The following is a 19927-nucleotide window of genomic DNA, read 5'->3' as shown; positions in this document are numbered from 1 at the left end:
AAGAAAGAATATGAAAATACTTGTTGTCGAAGATGAACCTCGCTTAGGCGAACAGATTTTAGAAACGTTGGAAAACAATGGCTGGGTGCCAGAGCTTTCTCAAGATGGCATCGATGCTTTATATCGCGCCACCTCTGAAGAATGGGATGCGATCGTACTCGACCTTGGTTTACCAAAACTCGATGGTTTGACGGTTCTAAAAGGCATTCGAGACGAAAACATTAATACACCTGTGGTGATTTTGAGTGCTCGTGACACTCTATCTCAACGTGTTGAAGGTTTGAATGCAGGTGCCGACGATTATCTGACTAAGCCATTTGAAATGGTGGAACTTACTGCACGTCTCCGCGCTCAACTGCGTCGTGCTTCAGGTAACGCATCACCTGTCATGCAGATTGGTGATTTAAGCTTAGATACGCGCTCATCAAAAGTTCTATGGCAAGGCCAAGCTGTCAGCTTAACCGCGCTAGAGTACAAAGTGGTGGCGTACTTCATGCACAACCCTGAAAAAGTCATTTCCCGTACCGAGTTGGTCGAGCACATTTATAAGCAAGATTTCGACCGCGACTCAAACACCATTGAAGTGTTCATTGGTCGTATTCGTAAGAAAATCGCACCGAAAATCATCAAGACCGTTCGTGGCTTGGGGTATCAACTGAATGCCGAATAAAGCAAGGCCTTCTATACACGTACTTAAGCGGCTCAGTATTAAGAGTCGCTTAGTTTTAGCTGCGGTCGTTTGGCTGACCGCAATGATCCTTGCTGCTGGCGTAACAATCCCGACTCAAGTTTATAGCTACATGGTAGACGACACTCGTTCGCAATTGAATGTTTACATGGACGAAATCGCCGCCCAACTTGAAGTCGACAGCAAAGGCAAACTCACCCTCCCTACCCAACTTTCCGACCCAAGATTTAGCCGCCCATACAGTGGCTTATACTGGAGCGCTTCTACCGAGACGAGCTTAGAACGATCTCGCTCTCTGTGGGACAAAAAAATCGCATACAAAGGCTTGGATAAAGATGCTTTTGGCGCGCGCGATGAAAAGCTCATCACGTTGAAGAAGACCCTTTACCTTCCTGATTATGACGGCCCTATTGATGTCATCATTGGTATCGACGAGGACCCAATTGAGGGCACGATTCAATCTTTAACTGGGCAACTTTGGATTATCTTGGGATTGCTGTTTGCTGGCGTACTCGCCGTTATCTTGCTGCAAATTGCGTGGTCTTTAAGCCCGCTGACTAAGTTACAAAGAGAGTTAGCAGAGCTAAAATCCGGCAATAAAAAAGGCTTGGAAGAAGAGTACCCGAAAGAAATTTCGCCGCTAATCTCAGACCTCAACGCCCTGTTATTCCATTATCAAGAACTGCTTGAGCGTGCTCGTAACCATGCCGGGAACTTGTCTCATGCGCTTAAAACGCCGCTTTCGGTTTTGAAAAACGAAGTGCAAACCTTAAAGCCCGAAGAGCAAGATCGCTTGAACGCGCCAATCACGCAGATTCAGCAGCACATCGACTATCACTTAGGTCGTGCTCGTATGGCTGGCTCAATGAACATCCTTTCGGTGAAATCGAACCCTTCGGAGCGAGTTGATGCCATTTCAATGGCGTTTGATAAAGTCTATGCGCACCGTGATGTCACATTGATTAACGAGCTCGATTCTGAACTGAATGTGGCAGTAGAGAAAACTGACCTTGATGAGATGGTGGGTAACTTGCTAGAAAACGGCTACAAATGGGCAAACAGCATCATTCGTGTTCATTCAACCTTGGACAAAGACAACATTCACATCGTTATTGAAGACGATGGTCCGGGGATTCCTGCTGAGCAACTATGTCAAGTGATTAAGCGTGGCTACCGACTGGATGAAACCACTCCGGGTTCTGGTTTGGGTTTGAACATCGTGAATGAAATGGCACACAGTTACCGAGGCCAACTTGAACTCTCAGAAAGTAAAATGGGCGGTTTAAAGGCCACCCTTATTTTGCAAAAGAGTCGAGCTTAAATCACATCCGGTGATAACTCTGAAATGGCACTTATCGATACTTCATCGTTAGGTGCCATTTTTGTATCTGAGCTCTGATTAAGCACATTGAAAGCAAGTGAAGGCTCGCTAATCAACAATACATTCCCATCTGAGTAATAGTCATGTTTATTGTCCATTGCGACAGGTTGCGCCAACGAATGCAATTCCCCTACTAAGGCTAGATGACTCATTTCGATTTGATTCGCCAGACGGTCTCTTTCACTGTCTACGTTTGGATCAATCCGATGCAGCACAGTCACAATACCGGAGTAATGCGCTAATTTGAGTCCATCATCATAGCTTATCGCCCCTACCCAAACCGACTGATTTGAGCTTGCCTCGTGTCCTGCTTGCCACCAGCGTATATGAGAACGTTTAAGTAAGCTTCCGGGTTCTTGAAATGCCATCGCTTGTGGTTTGCCATTCCAAAACAAATCCGACACAGGAGGCAGCTTTTGCTTCAACAAACTCACATAATCAGACAGCTCAATATCGTTTCTTGAGAATGTTTGATTTTCTAGCCAACCGAGTTCTTGCATTAAGGTTCTTGGTGATTCACCGACGTAGACCAAGTTTACGGCCTGAGCATCAAACACATTGGAACGTCCTGGATACACTTTAAAACCAAGATCGTTAAACGCGATTGGTTGAATCTCAGTGGACTCGACTTGCTCAACATTATCGTCAGCAAGATAGAAAAAATGCCCGTAATTCGCCGCAACCAAACACAGCACTAATGCCGTCAGTGATTTGGTCCACTTGCGTGACCAATTCTTTTTCCACGCAACAACGGTAAATGTCACAGCCACCAATACCGAAGCGATAAGAAGTTTATGTTCGATTAAGATTAACTTTAGGGAATCCAGTGGCAACCAAGTTTGTAAACCTGCAGCAAGCAAGTATCCAGCAACGACAAATTGCCCAACACCGAGTATCAAACCGATTGATGAACAGACAGTAAAGCGCTTCCAACTGACGTTCACTGAACCGGCCATAAATGGCACGACCCAAGCGACAGGGCCTAGTAGGCGTGCAAAGATCAAAATGACGTTACCACGCTTTTTCATCAGCAGGCGACAACGGGCAATTGGGCGCTTCGTCTTAGCTTGCCAATGAATTAGTTTTCTCTGGGCTTTAGAGCCCGAACGTTTGCCAATAAAGTAACTGAGTTGATCACCAAGCCAACCACCAACAAGGACGGCGATTACGCCCCAAATGATGCCTTGGTGTAATTGATAGCCCGCAGCGAGCAGAAACGGCTCGCCCGGGACAAAGAGATTTGGTCCAATCGTCGCATCCAGAAATGCCCCGAAGAACAGACTGATCGCTTCCAGCATACAGCCTCCGACGATTATGAGTGTTGATCTTTATAGTGACCGAATTTGTACTCCATCTCGTTGTTGCGCATTTCTCCAAAGAAGAATCGACGCACATTGGCTTTGAAATAGGTCATGCCCATTTTAAAGAAACCATCTTGCTCCAAACGACGCGGATCGAATTCGAACGTCATTGGTAAAAAGCGGAATCGCCATGTTTTTGAGGCTCGTTTCACGTAATCACAATCTTCGCAAAGCGTAATAGACTCATCAAATCCGTTTATCTCTTTGTGCGCACGCTTGGTAGAGAAAATGCAAGCGCCTACCGCAGTTGGGAATGTGTACTGAGTAATAAACAAACCCGCGTTAAACATGCCATAGCCTAGCTTGTGCGCCATTGGTAAGTCTTTAGCGCCCATATAGACACCAGCCACTTCTAACTTAGCGTCTTCTAACTTGCTCATTGCACGACTTAGAAAGTCGCTTGGCAAACGTACGTCTGCATCCAAGAAAAGAATACGTTCGTATTTCGCCAACTCTGCCCCGGTGTTACGTCCTAAGCTGACACCACGAGTCTCCATTTGATGAACGGTAAGTTCTGGTAATGAGCTTTCGTAAGCTTGTGCAACTTCACGTGTCGAATCTTCGCTGTTCGAGTCCACCACGATCACTTCAAAGTTCTGGTGAGTTTGTTTGGTTAAGTCTTCAAGTAGTCGACCAATACGTTTTTCTTCATTGAGGGTAATAATCACGATACTGATAGGATTCATAGTGTGCTCCATTGAGGTTGTCCGTTTATGTACGATGGAGAATAGAACCGACTGACTTAACGGTTACTGAGGTCAACATTCATTTTGCGTTCATTTTGTGAATAACAGATGTCGTTAATGAATGAATTAACTTGGGAAGAGGATTGAGTCCTAGGCAAATAAAAACGTGCTGACAAAGAGCCAAATAGGTTAAAGTCAGCGCAATGCGGACAAAGTTTTGCCGACACCACAAAACAGACACTCTTCTTGACGAAGAATTACTGGCTTTTTGGTGATTTAGGTACAATTTTGGTTGCTGAATGTAGAGCAGGATGATAGTATCCGCGCTCGCTTGAACAGTTCCTGTTTCAAGCTTTACTACGAACACAAGGTCGCATTGTGTTTGTAAAGTTTTATTTTTTACTAATTTGAGAGTAAATACTATGAAATTCGAAGCAGTAGTACGTACTGAACTAGGTAAAGGTGCGAGCCGCCGCCTACGTCACGCTGGCAAATTCCCTGCAGTTGTATACGGCGGTGAAGCAGCAGCAGTTGCTATCGTTCTTAACCACGACGACATCGTTAACCAAATGGACAAGCCTGAGTTCTACGAAGGTATCGTTCTAGTGATCGACGGCGCTGAAGTTAAAGTTAAGCCACAAGACGTTCAACGTCACGCTTACAAGCCAAAAGTTGAGCACATGGACTTCATCCGTATCTAATTCCCTACCAAGGAATTAACGGATAAAATCCAAACCTTTTGCATAAAGATTATCGGACTTACCAACCGAGATATCTAAAAAATTTCAAACCCCCGGAGACTTACCACCTCCGGGGTTTTACTATTTAGGGTAAACGTAAATCTCCCCTACACTTAGAGTCTGATAAACGACTCTCTATTCAACCAAGCTTTGCATTGGGCATTTCAGTTCAGACAAATGTGAGCTTAAGCACTAGGTTCACGCTATATACTTCACCAATGTGACGTCGTTTAGCGTCATATCATCAATAACCTCGGCCTCTTCCTCTCCAGAGCGCACAAAACCGCACTTCTTATAGAAATTCAGCCCCTGCTTATTGGTATCTAACGCCTTAAGGCTAATTTGCATCACAGGCGTTGACAGCAATCTTGTTTCTAACTCATCAATCAATGCACTGCCTGCACCCTGCCCGTAATATAAAGGGGAAACATAGCAACAGGTTACAATCGCTGTCTTATCTTCACTTGAATGATTGGGCAGTTCATAACTCAGAAAACCGACAATCTCTTTTTGCTTTTCGACAACGATGAGGTTTGCCAGTTGCTCCGTCATCACTCGCGTCCACATTCGTTCTCGACGCTCTCGAGTGAACTGGTCAATATAGCTTTGCGGCATCAACCCTCTGTAAGCAACTTGCCAGGAATCAACGTGTATCTTGGCGATATAACTCGCTTCGTCTCTCACTGCATTTCTAACTGTATATCCCATTGCTCGCCTTTCTCGTTATTCCTGAGTAAACACCCTCTGACGGCTGTACGCTTCAAAACCTAATGACTGGCACAGCTTTATTGAGATCGTATTTTCAATATTTACTCGATACCTAATTGTGCGCTGCCTAGTCTTCACTTCATTAATTAAGTGGCCAAGCAGCCGTTTCCCATAACCTTTCCCTCTCGAATTTGGGGAAACTAATATGGACAAAGACTCGAATGGTTCTTTTCCTTGATAACAGTATGAAGCAAGCACAGCGACCAGTTCTTTGTTGTCGAAGATACCATAGAAAAAATGGCTATCGAGGTCAAAATCCGCCTTTAAAATATCTTCTTCACTCTCACGACATAAAAAGGATTCGAGCAACTCACGATCCGACTCAATAGAAAGAGAAATCACTTCGTCGTCTTTGTTGACGTTAACGTCATTAAATAAATAGTAGTCGACATCGTCGTATTCACAGAACAATTGCTTGTTATTTAATTTTCTCTCCAGCTCATTGGTCTGAAAATGTTTAATTCGTTCCCATAAACTTGGAGGACAGGATATATACGTACAGGCGTCAGATTGGTATAAAAATACAGCACAAAGATCGGAGAACTTTTGCCAATAATGTGGGTCATAAGAATAGCCGTTGTACAAATTACCGTTCACGTTGAACAGTTTCTGCCATGAGCAATCGATTTCTGCGGCAAGCGCGGTTGTTTTTTTGAGCATCCCTTCCTCTCAACACAGCGTACAGAAAAGTATAACTATTTGTTTCTTTAGCATTAAGAAGACATGAATTTGGCAAAATAATCACCAAAGTTTGCTTTATATCTCACCAAAACGCGTATTGATTCACATAAACAAAATGCATTCAATTAAACCGCTCACACTTTTAATTCAATAATGGATCAAACCTTTACTAAATACGATTTCTGTTTATTTATCGACATGCTTTGCAGTGCCGTAATTTCCCTTATTCAACAAAACTATAAATAAGAAGTAGATCACTAAAGTTTCACACTATTTCCGTATATTGCACGCCGTAACAATAACAAAATCACAAAGAAAGGATCCCTTATGAAGTTTTCCAAATCCCTTTTGGTACTTTCGGTCGGCGCTGCGCTAGCAGGATGTGGCTCAGACAGCGACAACTCTCCAGTGACCTGTGACACAGCAGACTCATGTACTAAGTTCACGGTTCTACACACTAACGATAACCACGGTCGTTTCTGGCACAACAGTGATGGCGAGTACGGCATGGCTGCTCGTAAAACGCTTATCGAGTCTATTCGTGCAGAAGTTGCTGCAAACGGCGGTGAGAGTATTCTTCTATCTGGTGGTGACATCAACACAGGTGTACCAGAGTCAGATATGCAAGATGCAGTACCAGACTTCGTAGGTATGAACCTGATTGGTTACGATGCAATGGCAGTGGGTAACCACGAATTCGATAACTCTCTAGATGTTCTAGACATGCAAGCTGAGCTAGCAGACTTCCCTATGCTAGCAGCGAACATCTACAAGAAAGATGCAGACGGTAAAGTAACTGACGAGCGTTACTTCGCCCCTTACAAAGTATTCACGATTAACGGCCTTAAAGTAGCGGTAATCGGTCTTACAACAAAAGACACAGCGAAACTGGTAAACCCAGACAACGTTGCTGATATCTACTTCGAAGATCCACAAGTTGAAATCCAAAAAGTACTTGCAGAAATCGAAGCAAACGAAAAAGTTGACCTAGTATTCGCTACAACTCACATGGGCCACTACCAAGATGGTCAACACGGCAGCGAAGCACCTGGTGATGTTCTACTTGCACGTTCTCTTGAAGAAGGTGAGCTAGACGCGATCATCGGTGGCCACTCTCAAAACCCTGTATGTATGGAGCCAGGTACCAATAACTACGCTGACTTCAAACCAGGTGATGACTGTACGCCAGATCAACAAAACGGTACTTACATCATGCAAGCGCATGAGTGGGGTAAATACGTAGGTCGTGCAGACTTCGAATACTACGATGGCAAACTTCACCTAGCGAACTACGCTCTGATCCCTGTGAACCTTCTTGATGATAACGATGAAGTTATCGGTGAATACATCAAGCACGATGCGACAGTGAAATCGATCCTTCTACCTTACCAACAACAAGGTCAAGACCTGCTAGATGAAGTGATCTCAGCAACTGACGGTAAACTTGAAGGTGACCGTAGTGTTGTTCGTTCTGAGCAAACTAACCTTGGTCACCTACTGGGTGAAGCGTACCGTACTTATGAGCTAGTTAACGCTGACTTCGGTGTAATGAACTCAGGTGGTGTGCGTGATTCAATCCAAACTGGCGACATCACTTACCGCGACGTACTAACGGTACAACCTTTTGGTAACTTCGTAACTAAAGCGACCATGACGGGTGCAGAAGTGAAAGAGTACCTAGACGTAGTTGCAACTAAGTCAGCGGGTTCTGGTGCTTACGCTCAACTGGATAACATCAAACTATCTGTTAACTGTGACGAAAGTGACGTAACGATTACTGAAATCAACAATAAAGCTTTCGATCCAGCAGCGACGTACACCTTCTCTGTAATCAGCTTCAGCGCAGCGGGCGGCGATGACTACCCGATCATTGATGTTGAATCTACTCAGCTAACAGATGCTTATGTGCTACGTGAGTTCTTTGCTAAGAACCCTCAGATTTCAGCAGATGATTTCAAGAAAAACCTAGGCAACATCCAGTACTTCAGCAACGGTCAGCCAGTGAAAGGTTGTCCTGCTTCTGGTAGCTAATCTATCTAGACATTGTCTACACTTAGACGTTGACAGCCATTCGGTTGCATAACAATCGAAATAAAGGCGTGTCAGACTGACTCTAAGACCAACCGGAGCCCAAGTGGCTCCGTTTTTTTTATTGGCGCTAAATCTCTGATAAAACGCCACCTTCACAAATCGTTCAAAAAATGTTCATTTGTGTTATTGACGCCCCTGTGTGCGGCTTCTATGTTTGATAAGGTCTTTCAAATATGCAGATTCATTAACTGAGTTTTTGGAGTCATTTTTGATTCATGCAGTCAATGATTCTGAGAAAGACGTGAATGGCGTTACAAACACTGCTCTCAAACAATTTGTCTCTCAAACTTCAAACGAAGGCGATGGGCTTCTACGCTCACGCCAATGAGCAGCGATATGAACGCCAATGTGTTCAAACTGCTGCCATCGAGTTCTGGAGGTCAAAAATGAAACGAGCCAGCAACAGCTATAGACTGCAATTAATTAAAGAAGTGGTTACTCGTAGAGAGCGCGAATCGTGTACTGATCCAATGGCAAACTATATCCATCGACTGATGGATGAAATGCCCGCGAGTAAACTAGAGGTTGAACAAAACCACCGCTTTGCCGGGAGTCACTTCGACGAACAAGCAGGAGGCTGGGTAAGCGACCAATGGTCTTTAAAATAACGCCAAACGCTCACTCTTTTGGGCGAGAAAATGGATAGGAACTTCCCGGCTCTTACGGATGAGCCTCTCAGACTGGGCCGGGAATAGTTGTTGAACTGGACAATCAAAAGGTAAATAAGTCGATAAAGTGGTTAGCTAAGCCGACGAATGGCTATGACAGATTAGTTAGATAGTGAAAACCCAAGCCAACCATCAGAATAAATCTTGTTGCGGTGACAAATCATCTTTAGGTAGCTCTGCCTTCCCCTTTCCTGCCAGTACTTTTCTTCTATAACGCTGACGGCACAACTTAATAACGTGCAACTGCTGCGCTGGGGTAAAGCTCAGCCAATTAAACCGCTCTTCTCTTTTACGCATACATCCTTTGCAATAGCCCTTTTCGTCTGAGGTACACACTCCGACACAAGGACTCGGGACGGTAAAAAACTCCAGTTGCTCCATGCTCAACCCGTTCTTTGGTTATCTCATCAAGACCCGATTCGCTTATAGTCGAATAACTGTAAGAAATTTCGAAGTTTTCTGTGAATTTCAATACCGGGAATGGGATCTCTGTTATAAAATACGCTGTGTTTAAAAACATACGAAACCATAACCGTATGCTGACAAAAACAGTGTTTTATTACCTATACTTACCACGTTTTCTAAAAACGGAGTCAATAAAATGAAGCTTAGCCTAAAAACGTTAGTAGCAGCAATCTCTCTTCCAGTTCTAATGACTGCATGCGCTAGCAACGGTGATAATGTGAAAGAAATTACGGCTCAGGATCTACAGCACCATAACTGGGAGCTGGTTCAAATCGATGGCAAAAACATCGCATTGGAAGAACAACAAAAAGCCCCTCGTCTAGAAATCGGTGAAAACCTAACGGCGAACGGCAACGCAGGTTGTAACAACTTCTTCGGTCAAGCTGAACTGAAAGACAACCAACTACGCATTGAAAAAATGGGGATGACCATGATGATGTGTGTAGGCGATCAAATGAAGATTGAAAAAGTAATGTCTGAAACGCTTTCTGATTGGAGCGACGTTACTCTGACTGACCAAGGTCTAGTACTTAAAAACGCAGATCACGAACTAACGTTCACACTGCGTGAGTGGGTAAACTAATCATAACTTGAGTTTTAGAGCGGTTTTAAAGCCTTAATGTGCAGACCAATCGCTTCTACATACACAAGTTCCTAAAAAAGCAGCCTTTTGGCTGCTTTTTTTGTTTCTAGTGTCCCATACCTTGTTTAGCAAGCTTTTCCGGATCATCATAAATCGCATGGCGATCAATCATATCCAGCGTTGCTTCATTCATTCCTCTCACAGCGACAATAGAGCCACCTTTTCGGAACTTGATGATCGCTTTATCTAATGCAGATATTGCCGTGATATCCCAAAAATGCGCATCGGATAAATCTATCGTGATGTACTTAGTCGCATTCTCGAAATCAAACATATCGGTAAAGCTGTAAGCAGAAGCGAAAAAGATTTGGCCGTGTACTTTGTGAATCGTATGGTCATTATCAACGATGACCTCATCCGATACCTTCATTAAGGTGCGGCTTTGATTCACGTAAAACACACACGCAAGTAAAACGCCGACTAAGACGCCAATTGCGAGGTTATGAGTCGCAACAACAGCAATGACGGTGGATACCATGATCACGTTAGTTGGCAAACTGTGCTTACGCATCTCAGCAAGAGAGCGCCAAGAAAACGTGCTGATAGAAACCATGATCATCACAGCAACCAAAGCAGCCATTGGAATTTGCTTAAGGTAATCTCCTAAGAACACCACCATAATCAGCAAAAACACACCCGCACAAAGCGTAGACAAACGTGTTCTACCACCAGATTGAATGTTGATCATCGATTGACCAATCATCGCGCATCCGGCCATGCCACCAAACAGTGACGCCACCATATTCGCAATGCCCTGCCCTTTACACTCATCATTCTTTTCGCTTTCCGTATCAGTGAGCTCATCAACGATCGACGCCGTCATAAGAGACTCCAGCACACCAACAATGGCGAGTGCTAACGAATACGGGAAAATTATTTGGAGCGTTTCAAGGTTGAAGGGAATATCGGGAATCATGAACACAGGGAGCGAATCGGGTAAATCCCCCATATCTCCAACCGTTCGGATATCGATATCAAACATCAACGCAATCACCGTCACCGAGATAATGCACACCAATGGAGAAGGCAACATTTTTCCGATTTTAGGTAAGTATGGAAACAGATAAATAATGGCTAATCCTAACGCAGTCAGCGCATAAACTGGCCAAGAAACGTTCGTCAGTTCAGGCAGTTGAGCCATAAAGATCAAGATAGCCAAAGCGTTAACGAATCCCGTCATAATCGACTTGGATACAAAACGCATGAGGTCCCCTAGTCTCAAATATCCAATCAATAATTGAAGCACGCCAGCGAAAAAAGAAGCCGCTAACAGATACTGCAAACCATGATCTTTGACTAAGGTGGTCATTAATAGCGCCATCGCTCCTGTCGCCGCGGAAATCATTCCGGACCTTGAGCCTGTGAACGCAATAACGACACATATTGAAAACGAGGCGTATAGACCAACTTTAGGGTCAAGTCCCGCGATAATAGAGAATGCGATAGCTTCTGGTATAAGTGCCAGCGCTACAACAACTCCTGATAAACAATCTCCTTTAATATTGTTGAACCAAGTATCTTTTGTAAATTTAAACATAAATCTCTCATAAACGTATTGCCTTAGTTGGTGCATTGCGCACGGTGAAGGGAGTGATGCAAACGCATCTGAGAGATCGTTCTAAGGCGGACTAATGAGCAAAAAGCACCTTCCTTTTCCTGTTGATGAGCCGAAAAATGAGGACAAACAGCGAGTGATCCCCTCAAAAGAAGTGTGCTTTATATCACTATAAAAATGTAAATTGTAATCAATTCTTACAAAACGAAGTCAATAATCCTACAGAAAGCCACAAAAAAACGCCTCACAAAGGAAGCGTTCTTATCATCTCTATGCCTTACAGGATAAGGGATTATCGCAACAACCGTTTTTAGAATGACTGTTGAGAGTAACCTTCTCCATCAAAGCCACTTAATTGCTCATAAGCTTTGGAAAGAATGGCAATACCAACAATCGTGACGAAGAAGCTTAAAAGACTCATCAAGAAAGGAAGCTGTAAAAACGCAAGTGGAGACATAGCCAAACCAAACAGAAGCGGCACAATAACCACAACGCTCATCATGTACCAGGTATGGCCTTTAGTAAGATTCCACGCGTAAGGAAAAGAAACACCTTTACCAATCGCGATGGCAGGAAAAACCAAGACTAATCGACAACACACAACGCTTAACGCTAATAGCGCGATAGCTGCAAGGATAAGATTAATCATCGCGAAAATCGCAGCCACTGCGACCACCGCCACCGTCATGGCCAAGTAGTGGCCGATAAACCACATTTCGATTTTTCCAAACGTGAAACGTCCCCACTGCGGCACAGACTGAGGGCCTTTCAAAATGATGCTGTGAACGTTGATTGCAACGATTGCAGATAAAACAGCCATCAGGATCTGAACAAGAATAGGAGCGACATCCCCTTGCGCTGAGTTCAAAACAAGATCCAGCATCAAAGAAAGGAGAATGGGTAACGCCGTTGCTTTCGCAATAGCCTGTTTATTTGCACTCAATGAAGAGAAAGCGCTTTTAACGGTATCGACAAACATAGTTGGATTCTAATTAAGAGTAAGGTTTATTCTGGTTACTGATGTTATCTTCCAGATAGTAAATGAGCAAACCTTTCCCTAATTATCATTGAGTTACCGTAATTACTTCGACCTAGATAGATTCATTTACCCACAACTATGCGCTTTGTTCACCGAATACGGTTTTGTTAGATTAAATGTCCAACTTTACGAATCAGTACAGCAAGGCTTTCCGCTTCGAGTTTCTTCATCACGTTGGAACGGTGTACTTCAATCGTCCGCAGAGAGACACACAACAAATCCGCCATCTCTTGGTTTTTCATCCCTTTCACCACTAAGCCAAGCACTTCCCTTTCGCGCTTAGTCAGATTCTGTAGAACTTGTTTTGCACCAAGCTTTTCGCAGTTTTTGATCGACTGTGCCATCGCATCGTCTACGGCAACCACCAGAGCGTTGCCATCAACCGGCTTTTGGAAGAAATCTAACGCTCCATCTTTGAGCGCATCTACCGCCATCGGGATATCACCATGCCCTGTCAGGTAAATTACACTGATTGGACTGAATTTCTCGTTCATGAAGTGGTGAACGTCTTGGCCTCGCATCTCTGGCATGCGGCTATCAAGCAAAACACAACCGGGTGATGATAAATCGGCACCATCGAGAAACGCCATCCCGCTAGAGAAAGTCTCAACCTCATAACCATAGCTTTCCAACATAAACGCCATGGATTCCAATACTGGCTCTTCATCATCAACGATATAGAGCGGACAAAGGTTACGACTCATGACAAGCCTCCTGATACGGTAATACAATGGTCACCTGACACCCCGTTGGCTCAATTGACCTAAATTGAATGCTGCCTTGGTGGGCATCAAGTACATCACGACAAATCGCCAAACCTAAACCCAACCCATTCTCTTTGGTGGTGTAGAAGGCTTGATCAAGTGGTGTGCTCTGTTCTTCAATACCAATGCCGTTATCGGTCACATCAATGATGACCATCTCATCACAAAAACTGACGTGCAGGTCCACGTACAAACCTTTTCGTTTCGGTGAATGGCTCAAACAGGCGTCTTTGGCATTGTTCAGAACATTAAGAATGACTTGCTGCAAACCAGTCACGTCGGCAAACACTTTTTGCGGTTCGCCAGAGTACAGCACGCCAAGTTGGATACGATGACGTTGGAACTCGTAATCCACCAGCTTCATCGCTTCTTCGATTAAGAAAGGTAAATCTACCCAGCTCTTTTCAATCGGCGTTTTGTTTATCAAGCTACGAAGACGCTGAATAATGTCGCTCGCGGACGTAACTTGCTGCTGAATTTTATCTAGGATTGGCGACATTTCTTCTGCTGTCGCACCCCGCTCCATTCGCACTTTCGCGCCCTGACTGTAATTCTTGATGGCTGCAAGCGGTTGATTGATTTCATGCGCAAGGCTACTCCCTAACTCACCAACAATGGTAATTCGCTGGGCATGCTCAAGCATCGAGCTCTTACGACGCAAGTCGTTCATCGTTGCTTGTAGTTCTTCTCGGCTGCGTTTGAATTTCCACTCCAACCAGAAGTGATAGCCCGTTAATAGCAACAGAGTCAGTAAAGAGGCCATCGCAATCGCTTGGTTCTTATGCAGCCATTCTTGCGCTTTTTGTCCCCAAGATTTTTGTAATGGGTGCATGTCTAAGTGCTTGTAGACTTTATCGACATTGATGCTCGGCGCTGGCAACATCCACCCCACGTTATTCGCAGCAATCGCTGCAGGGTGCTCTTCAGGCATTGCGAATAAGGTTTGCGCCACCATTTGCCCCACATCCGCAGGGGCTCGCTCTGTCATTGCCATCGTCCAGTTTGGGTACAAAGGTGTACTCACCGCACAAACAGAATCGGCGGGACGCTTTTCATTTAGAACGCGCAAGTTATGCAGCTGAATACGCCCCTCTTTCGCCATGTTCTCCAGAGTACAAGCTGGCACGATCGCGACATCGAGATCATTCTTGATCACGTCCAAAATCAGTTGATCAGTCGGCGGGCCAGTAAAGTGGATCTTTTCGAAGAAAGAAGAGTTGAAGTAACCCAATTTGTCGAGCTCGTAACGCAGGGCTAAGAATCCACCAAACGCTTTTTCTGATACTGCCGCAACGTTCGCTTTATTGATGTCACGCAGCGTTTTGTATGGTGAAGCTTCACGCACTACAACGACAGATGCGATCGATTTATTCGGCAAATTACTATAGGCAGTTTTCTGCGTTGCCAACCAGTTGATTGGGTATTCACGAGCAAGCTTGGTCGCCTGCCCCGGACTGGTCAGGATGAAATCGAGCCAACCGTGTAAAAACGCGTCTTCGAGTTGGTCAAAGTCGTAAGTATGTAAGTTGAATTTATAACCGGGATTTTGAGCCTCTAACCAATCCAAAGTCGGTTGCCATGCTTCTCGCGCATGTGCGTGCCCGCGCAGTGCTAATACACCGACGTCATAAATCATTCTTTGTGTTTTTTGCTCGTCCGAAAAACTAAAAGAAGAGAAGAAAAGGGAAACAAGGAGTATCAACCGGACGAATTTATGAGAATGGTTATTAATCACTTAATAAATAATATGAAAATTTGTTTGTAGCACATTTTACCATCACATCCCCCTATCAGTTTGTTGCTTTAGATCAATTCGGATTCATTATTGTGGGAAACCACAATACCCCCTAAGTATCAATTTCCTCAAAATGCCTACCAACAAAGGGCTAGATGCAAATGCACTCTTTAAGAGTGTTAATACACCATGAACACTTATGAAAAATTACAAAGTTCATGCTTCTTCTTCCTAGCTGCAAAAAATTCTAACTGCCGAGCGAAATGACTCGTCAGGAAAACTTTAAATTAAAATATGGAAGCAACTCATGAAAAAATCGACGATTGCGTTGGGTGTGTTGGCGGCTGTCGCAGCTGTTGGCTACTCAGCTTACAATACGATGTTCTCAGCTGAAGCAGTGACAGTGGATGCCGCAGCACAAGAGCAAAAGTTCACTGAATACGCTCACCCAGAGCACTTCATCTCTGCACAACAACTGAAATCACTGATGGACAGTGATAAAGACGTGGTTGTAATCGGCGCGCTAAACCCTATCAAGCCAGATAGCCCTATCTCTGGTTCTTACACTATGTGGCGTAACGATTACTCTGCGGCAGAAGGCGTTTACGATTTCGGCGGTATGAGCAACAGCACAGAAGAGATGGAGACCATCTTAGGTAGCTTTGGCGCAACAACAGACAGCACAATCGTCGTTTACGCGGCAGGCTCTCACCACGATGCTGCACGTCTTTACTGGCAAATCCATAACCTTGGTCACCAAGACGTTCGTTACCTAGACGGTGGCTTAAACGCTTGGATGGGCGCAGGTTTCCCAACTGGCTCTGCAAACCAAAGCGTTGCAGCGGTTGAATACAAAGCTCCGAACACGAAGCAAGACAACAACACACTAGCAACGCTAGACATGGTTATCGCAGCGCAAAACAACCCAGACTGGGTGATCCTAGATACGCGCGGCAACGACGAGTTTAACGGCGAAGTAGCGGTGTCTGGCGCGTACGGTCCGGGCACTATCCCAAGCAGCGTTCACATTAACTGGACCAAAGCGTTGAACGAAGACACAACGCTGAAATCAGCAGAAGAATTGCAAGCCCTTTACGGCGACATCATCAAAGGCAAGAAAGTTATCGCTTACTGCCAGTCTGGTGTTCGCTCTGCCCACACCACCATGATTCTTACTGAAGTATTAGGTGCAGAAGGCGTCTACAACTACGACGGCTCATGGATCGAGTACAGCCATGCTCACTACGAGCAGAAGAATCCTGAAGTGAACGTTATCAACGGCAAGAGCTAATCAACACGGAAACCGCAGTTAATGAACAATGTAATTTTTAGCCAAAAGCTATACGACACCGCGCAAATGATTGTCGATGGCTGTATGGGTGATGCCGATCCGGCATGTCAAACCGCATGTCCAATGCACACAGACGTAAAACAATACGTTCGCATGGCAGGCGAAGGGGATTTCCAAGGTGCTTTGGATCTGATCCGCAGCAAACTATTCCTACCTCAAACGCTTGGCCGCATCTGTGCACACCCTTGTGAGGCTTCTTGTCGTCGTAACACTGAATTCGGTCAGCCAATCAGCGTTGCTGGCATCAAACGCTTCGTTGCAGAAAAACTGGATAACCAAGATCACTGGGATCTTAACATCGCGCCCCTAACCAACAAGCACATCGCGATCGTGGGTGCAGGCCCTGCTGGCGCGCAAGCGGCTATTGAGCTTCGTCGTCAAGGCCACGAAGTAACGATTTACGAAAAGCTAGACGTATACGGCGGCATGATGCGTGTCGGTATCCCTGAATACCGTCTACCACGCGACGTTATCGACTTCGAATACAGCTACTTAGCAATGCTAGGTGTGACGACTCGTTTCGGCGTTGAAATCGGCAAAGACATCAGCTTCGACACTCTACGTAGCGAACACGATGCTGTGATTCTGGCTCACGGTGCACACGTAGGCTCTATCATTCCGCTACCAGGTCACGACAACGACGGCGTGTTCTCTGCGGTTGAGTACTTGAAAGAGATTTCTGAAACTCGCCAATTCCCACGTGCAGGCAAACGCGTGATGGTTATCGGTGGTGGTGACGTAGCAATGGACTGTGCGCGTTCTTCATGGCGTATCGGTGCAAGCGACGTTTACCAATGTTCGCTTGAGAGCCTAGAGAACCTACCTGCAAGCCAAATCGAAATCGACGAGTCGCTAGAAGAAGGTGTCGAATTCAACGCAGGCTGGGGCCCAGTTGCTATCGAACACGAAAACGGCAAAGTAACCGGCATCACTATCAAGAAAGTAGTGTCTATCTTTGACGAGCAAGGCAACTTTGCACCTAAGTACAGCGAAGAAAGCAAAACTATCTCTGTGGATACGGTTGTTTTCGCTACGGGTCAAGTTGTGGCTGACATCACTGGCGGCGCACTAGAACAAACTCGCGGCGGCCGTTATGTAGTCGATAAACAAACGCTAGCGTCTAGCCTAGAAGACGTCTTCGTCGCCGGTGACGCGTGTGGCGGTAACATCGTGATTGAAGCGATGGCATTAGGTCGCAAAGCCGCAATGAGTGTTGAGCGGTTCCTAACGACTCGCCCACTGACTGAAGGTCGCGACTTCGAGCAAGAATACAGCTACTCATCTCGTCTAGACGTGCCACTACCAAAAGGCACGGTAGATACCCCTCGCCTACACGGTGAATTGCGTAACGCTGAAGAGCGTAAGCAAGATTTTGCACAAGTGGATTTAGGCTTTACTGAAGAACAAATCAAACAAGAAGCATCTCGCTGTCTGCAATGTAGCTGCAAGCTATGTATGACCGAGTGCATCATGATGAACGACTTCAGTGACTGTCCAAAGACCATCTTCTCTGACTTTGTGAACAACAAGTCAATGGACCCACTGATGGCTTACTCATGTAACGCCTGTGACCAGTGCACCATCGTATGTCCGAAAGACTTCCCTATGAAGGAAATGTTCCTAGGCGCACGTGCTGACTTTGTTAAGGCAAACAATGGTGAATCACCAATGCCGGGTCACAAAGCAATCAATATGCACCAGAAGCTGGGCTTCTCAAAAATCTTCACTATGGCAAAACGAGCGGTATCGACAAAATGAGTAATAAAGTATTTATGCCAGGATGCAGCTTGCCATCCTACTCACCAGAAGGCGTAGCAGCAATTGCGAGCTACTTAAAAGAAGTGTACCCAGACATGGGCGCAGTGCAGAAGTGTTGTGGTAAACCAACCGCTGCTATTGGCCAAACTGAGAAGTTCAAAGAGCGTTACGGCCAGCTTCAAGCAGACTTCGATAAGCTAGACGCACAAGAAGTCATTGTGGCGTGTCAAAGCTGCTACGGCATGATCAAGAAATCTGGCGGCACACAAAAACCGGTTTCATTGTGGAAACTGCTTCCAGAAATCGGTCTGCCAGAAGCTCTGCGTGGAAAAGCGAAAAACAGTGACGTGGTATTCACCATTCACGACTCTTGCTCTACTCGCTACGAAAAAGAACTGCAAGACGGTATCCGCTGGATCTTGAACGAGCTTGGCTACAAAACCTCAGAACCAGAACACACACGTGAAAACACACGCTGTTGTGGCTTTGGCGGCATGGTAGTGCCAGCAAACCCAGACGTCGCAACACGCGTAATCAAACGCCGCGTGGAAGAGTTTGAGACAGACTACGTTGTGGTTTACTGCTCGGCTTGTCGTGCATCCATGATGGGTGTTGGTACGAAATCTTGGCACATTCTGGATCTGATGTTCGGCCCTGTAATCATGCAAGGTGATGAGCCGCCAGTAAACGTGCTCGCTAGCCCTGTGAAAGCTTGGTTCAACCGCTACAAATCTAAAGCGGGCCTAATCAAGTGTATGTCTGTGTAGCTGTGTCTCTGTAGCTACGTTTTTGTAGCTACATCTTTTTAATTATTAGGTTTAAGTGAAGTTGAACTTATGAAATTCGTAAAAATCGCTCTTATTGTTGCTGTTATCGCTCTCGCTCTATTTGCAGCAAAACAAACTGGCATCCTTGAAATCATCACAGACATCAAGAGCCTACAAGATTGGATCGCAAGCTTTGGCGTTTGGGGTTACGCAGTATTCGTAGCAGCATTCGTGTTTGCATGTGTTTTCCTACTACCAGGCAGTGCGTTCACCATCGTAGCGGGTATCGTATTTGGCCCAATCAAAGGCGGTATCTTAGCGCTGTTTTCTGCAACGCTTGGCGCGGTGGCGGCATTCATCGTGGCGCGCTTCCTGCTTCGTAACACCATCATGAAGAAGTTTGGCGATAACCCAATCTTCAAGAAAATCGACGATGGCGTAGCAGCAAACGGTACAAGCTTCTTGATCCTGACGCGTCTCGTGCCTGTATTCCCATTCAGCCTACAGAACTACGCTTACGGTCTAACCAGCCTAAACCTTGGCACTTACGCTCTGGTTTCTCTACTAACGATGGCACCAGGTGCATTCATCTTCGCTTACATGGCGGGTGATATTGCGACAAACGGTGTGTCTGCGATGCTACTAGTGAAGTTTGCGGTTGCGGGTCTTATCCTGTTTGGCATGTCTCTGATTCCAAAATACATCGCGAAGAAAAAAGGCATCAACATGGAAGAATTAGCGAAGTAATCCGGTCTATCCATTATTGACGCCAAAAGAGTGCGACTT

At 45.3% G+C, this 19927-nt stretch carries 19 protein-coding genes; 10 read left to right on the top strand and 9 right to left on the bottom strand.

Annotated features, from left to right (window positions below; genetic code table 11):
- Positions 1-10: 10 nt before the first annotated feature.
- The gene (locus tag ATB78_RS06220) at positions 11-670 is read left to right on the top strand and encodes a response regulator transcription factor (RefSeq protein ID WP_005442273.1); all 660 of its coding nucleotides are present in this window, start codon (positions 11-13) and stop codon (positions 668-670) included.
- On the top strand, positions 660-2009 hold the full coding sequence (locus tag ATB78_RS06215) for an ATP-binding protein (protein ID WP_061008117.1): 1350 nt from the start codon (positions 660-662) through the stop codon (positions 2007-2009). The genes ATB78_RS06220 and ATB78_RS06215 overlap by 11 nt, the downstream gene beginning before the upstream one ends.
- Here ATB78_RS06215 and ATB78_RS06210 read toward each other — a convergent pair.
- Positions 2006-3367, bottom strand: coding sequence for an LssY C-terminal domain-containing protein (locus tag ATB78_RS06210; RefSeq protein ID WP_061008116.1), 1362 nt, complete (start codon positions 3365-3367; stop codon positions 2006-2008). The two genes, ATB78_RS06215 and ATB78_RS06210, sit on opposite strands and share 4 nt — an antisense overlap.
- 14 nt (positions 3368-3381) lie before the next feature.
- Positions 3382-4116 (bottom strand): glycosyltransferase, encoded by a 735-nt coding sequence (locus ATB78_RS06205; RefSeq protein WP_020194908.1) that lies wholly within the window; start codon positions 4114-4116, stop codon positions 3382-3384.
- A 422-nt stretch (positions 4117-4538) separates the two neighbouring features.
- Between ATB78_RS06205 and rplY the strand changes: the two genes are divergently transcribed.
- Positions 4539-4817 (top strand): 50S ribosomal protein L25, encoded by a 279-nt coding sequence (gene rplY, locus ATB78_RS06200; protein ID WP_005442281.1) that lies wholly within the window; start codon positions 4539-4541, stop codon positions 4815-4817.
- A gap of 237 nt (positions 4818-5054) precedes the next feature.
- Here rplY and ATB78_RS06195 read toward each other — a convergent pair whose 3' ends face one another.
- Both ATB78_RS06195 and ATB78_RS06190 read right to left on the bottom strand, forming a co-directional pair.
- Complete coding sequence (locus tag ATB78_RS06195; protein ID WP_061008115.1) at positions 5055-5564, bottom strand: GNAT family N-acetyltransferase; 510 nt, start codon at positions 5562-5564, stop codon at positions 5055-5057.
- Between the two features lie 15 nt (positions 5565-5579).
- Positions 5580-6284: a GNAT family N-acetyltransferase gene (locus ATB78_RS06190; protein ID WP_061008114.1), complete on the bottom strand. Its 705-nt coding sequence runs from the start codon at positions 6282-6284 to the stop codon at positions 5580-5582.
- A gap of 348 nt (positions 6285-6632) precedes the next feature.
- Here ATB78_RS06190 and ushA point away from each other — a divergent pair, with 348 nt between their 5' ends.
- Positions 6633-8336 carry a bifunctional UDP-sugar hydrolase/5'-nucleotidase UshA gene (gene ushA / locus ATB78_RS06185; RefSeq protein ID WP_054822706.1) on the top strand — a complete coding sequence of 568 codons (1704 nt, stop codon included), beginning with the start codon at positions 6633-6635 and terminating at the stop codon, positions 8334-8336.
- A 446-nt stretch (positions 8337-8782) separates the two neighbouring features.
- Positions 8783-9004: a hypothetical protein gene (locus ATB78_RS30305; RefSeq protein WP_009705808.1), complete on the top strand. Its 222-nt coding sequence runs from the start codon at positions 8783-8785 to the stop codon at positions 9002-9004.
- Positions 9005-9196: 192 nt separating this feature from the next.
- On the opposite strand, the gene ATB78_RS06175 is transcribed toward ATB78_RS30305, so the two are convergent.
- Positions 9197-9445 (bottom strand): DUF1289 domain-containing protein, encoded by a 249-nt coding sequence (locus ATB78_RS06175; RefSeq protein WP_020194912.1) that lies wholly within the window; start codon positions 9443-9445, stop codon positions 9197-9199.
- Between the two features lie 220 nt (positions 9446-9665).
- Between ATB78_RS06175 and ATB78_RS06170 the strand changes: the two genes are divergently transcribed.
- Positions 9666-10112 (top strand): META domain-containing protein, encoded by a 447-nt coding sequence (locus ATB78_RS06170; protein WP_020194913.1) that lies wholly within the window; start codon positions 9666-9668, stop codon positions 10110-10112.
- 106 nt (positions 10113-10218) lie between these two features.
- Here the strand turns inward: ATB78_RS06170 and ATB78_RS06165 are convergent, their stop codons facing one another.
- The 4 genes from ATB78_RS06165 to ATB78_RS06150 all read right to left on the bottom strand — a co-directional run bounded on the left by ATB78_RS06165 (position 10219) and on the right by ATB78_RS06150 (position 15265).
- Positions 10219-11709 carry a SulP family inorganic anion transporter gene (locus ATB78_RS06165; protein ID WP_061008113.1) on the bottom strand — a complete coding sequence of 497 codons (1491 nt, stop codon included), beginning with the start codon at positions 11707-11709 and terminating at the stop codon, positions 10219-10221.
- Positions 11710-12037: 328 nt separating this feature from the next.
- On the bottom strand, positions 12038-12706 hold the full coding sequence (locus ATB78_RS06160) for a hypothetical protein (RefSeq protein ID WP_061008112.1): 669 nt from the start codon (positions 12704-12706) through the stop codon (positions 12038-12040).
- A 167-nt stretch (positions 12707-12873) separates the two neighbouring features.
- A complete protein-coding gene (locus ATB78_RS06155) occupies positions 12874-13470 on the bottom strand; it encodes a response regulator (RefSeq protein ID WP_045413695.1) in 597 nt (198 codons plus the stop codon).
- Positions 13460-15265, bottom strand: a complete 1806-nt coding sequence (locus ATB78_RS06150) for a sensor histidine kinase (protein WP_061008111.1) — start codon at positions 15263-15265, stop codon at positions 13460-13462. The genes ATB78_RS06155 and ATB78_RS06150 overlap by 11 nt, the downstream gene beginning before the upstream one ends.
- Before the next feature lie 307 nt (positions 15266-15572).
- Here ATB78_RS06150 and ATB78_RS06145 point away from each other — a divergent pair, with 307 nt between their 5' ends.
- The 4 genes from ATB78_RS06145 to ATB78_RS06130 all read left to right on the top strand — a co-directional run bounded on the left by ATB78_RS06145 (position 15573) and on the right by ATB78_RS06130 (position 19888).
- The gene (locus ATB78_RS06145) at positions 15573-16556 is read left to right on the top strand and encodes a rhodanese-like domain-containing protein (RefSeq protein ID WP_061008110.1); all 984 of its coding nucleotides are present in this window, start codon (positions 15573-15575) and stop codon (positions 16554-16556) included.
- A 21-nt stretch (positions 16557-16577) separates the two neighbouring features.
- Positions 16578-18374, top strand: coding sequence for an FAD-dependent oxidoreductase (locus ATB78_RS06140; protein ID WP_061008109.1), 1797 nt, complete (start codon positions 16578-16580; stop codon positions 18372-18374).
- Positions 18371-19141 carry a (Fe-S)-binding protein gene (locus tag ATB78_RS06135; RefSeq protein ID WP_005442306.1) on the top strand — a complete coding sequence of 257 codons (771 nt, stop codon included), beginning with the start codon at positions 18371-18373 and terminating at the stop codon, positions 19139-19141. The genes ATB78_RS06140 and ATB78_RS06135 overlap by 4 nt, the downstream gene beginning before the upstream one ends.
- 69 nt (positions 19142-19210) lie before the next feature.
- Entirely contained in the window at positions 19211-19888 is a 678-nt protein-coding gene (locus ATB78_RS06130) for a TVP38/TMEM64 family protein (RefSeq protein WP_005442307.1), read from the top strand.
- Positions 19889-19927 lie beyond the last annotated feature (39 nt).

It is taken from the genome of Vibrio sp. CUB2, assembly GCF_001557945.1.
GTDB classification, from domain to species: Bacteria; Pseudomonadota; Gammaproteobacteria; order Enterobacterales; family Vibrionaceae; genus Vibrio; species Vibrio owensii.
The sequence above is the reverse complement of the archived record's forward strand: the minus strand, read 5'-3'. Positions and strand labels throughout refer to the sequence as shown.

Coding starts and splice junctions, on each gene's coding strand:
- ATB78_RS06190 (WP_061008114.1), bottom strand. CDS start 6,284: ATGCTCAAAAAAACAACCGCGCTTGCCGCAGAAATCGATTGCTCATGG.
- ATB78_RS06145 (WP_061008110.1), top strand. CDS start 15,573: ATGAAAAAATCGACGATTGCGTTGGGTGTGTTGGCGGCTGTCGCAGCT.
- ATB78_RS06205 (WP_020194908.1), bottom strand. CDS start 4,116: ATGAATCCTATCAGTATCGTGATTATTACCCTCAATGAAGAAAAACGT.
- ATB78_RS06175 (WP_020194912.1), bottom strand. CDS start 9,445: ATGGAGCAACTGGAGTTTTTTACCGTCCCGAGTCCTTGTGTCGGAGTG.
- ATB78_RS06210 (WP_061008116.1), bottom strand. CDS start 3,367: ATGCTGGAAGCGATCAGTCTGTTCTTCGGGGCATTTCTGGATGCGACG.
- ATB78_RS06135 (WP_005442306.1), top strand. CDS start 18,371: ATGAGTAATAAAGTATTTATGCCAGGATGCAGCTTGCCATCCTACTCA.
- ATB78_RS06195 (WP_061008115.1), bottom strand. CDS start 5,564: ATGGGATATACAGTTAGAAATGCAGTGAGAGACGAAGCGAGTTATATC.
- rplY (WP_005442281.1), top strand. CDS start 4,539: ATGAAATTCGAAGCAGTAGTACGTACTGAACTAGGTAAAGGTGCGAGC.
- ATB78_RS06220 (WP_005442273.1), top strand. CDS start 11: ATGAAAATACTTGTTGTCGAAGATGAACCTCGCTTAGGCGAACAGATT.
- ATB78_RS06215 (WP_061008117.1), top strand. CDS start 660: ATGCCGAATAAAGCAAGGCCTTCTATACACGTACTTAAGCGGCTCAGT.
- ATB78_RS06170 (WP_020194913.1), top strand. CDS start 9,666: ATGAAGCTTAGCCTAAAAACGTTAGTAGCAGCAATCTCTCTTCCAGTT.
- ATB78_RS30305 (WP_009705808.1), top strand. CDS start 8,783: ATGAAACGAGCCAGCAACAGCTATAGACTGCAATTAATTAAAGAAGTG.
- ATB78_RS06165 (WP_061008113.1), bottom strand. CDS start 11,709: ATGTTTAAATTTACAAAAGATACTTGGTTCAACAATATTAAAGGAGAT.
- ATB78_RS06140 (WP_061008109.1), top strand. CDS start 16,578: ATGAACAATGTAATTTTTAGCCAAAAGCTATACGACACCGCGCAAATG.
- ATB78_RS06160 (WP_061008112.1), bottom strand. CDS start 12,706: ATGTTTGTCGATACCGTTAAAAGCGCTTTCTCTTCATTGAGTGCAAAT.
- ushA (WP_054822706.1), top strand. CDS start 6,633: ATGAAGTTTTCCAAATCCCTTTTGGTACTTTCGGTCGGCGCTGCGCTA.
- ATB78_RS06130 (WP_005442307.1), top strand. CDS start 19,211: ATGAAATTCGTAAAAATCGCTCTTATTGTTGCTGTTATCGCTCTCGCT.
- ATB78_RS06155 (WP_045413695.1), bottom strand. CDS start 13,470: ATGAGTCGTAACCTTTGTCCGCTCTATATCGTTGATGATGAAGAGCCA.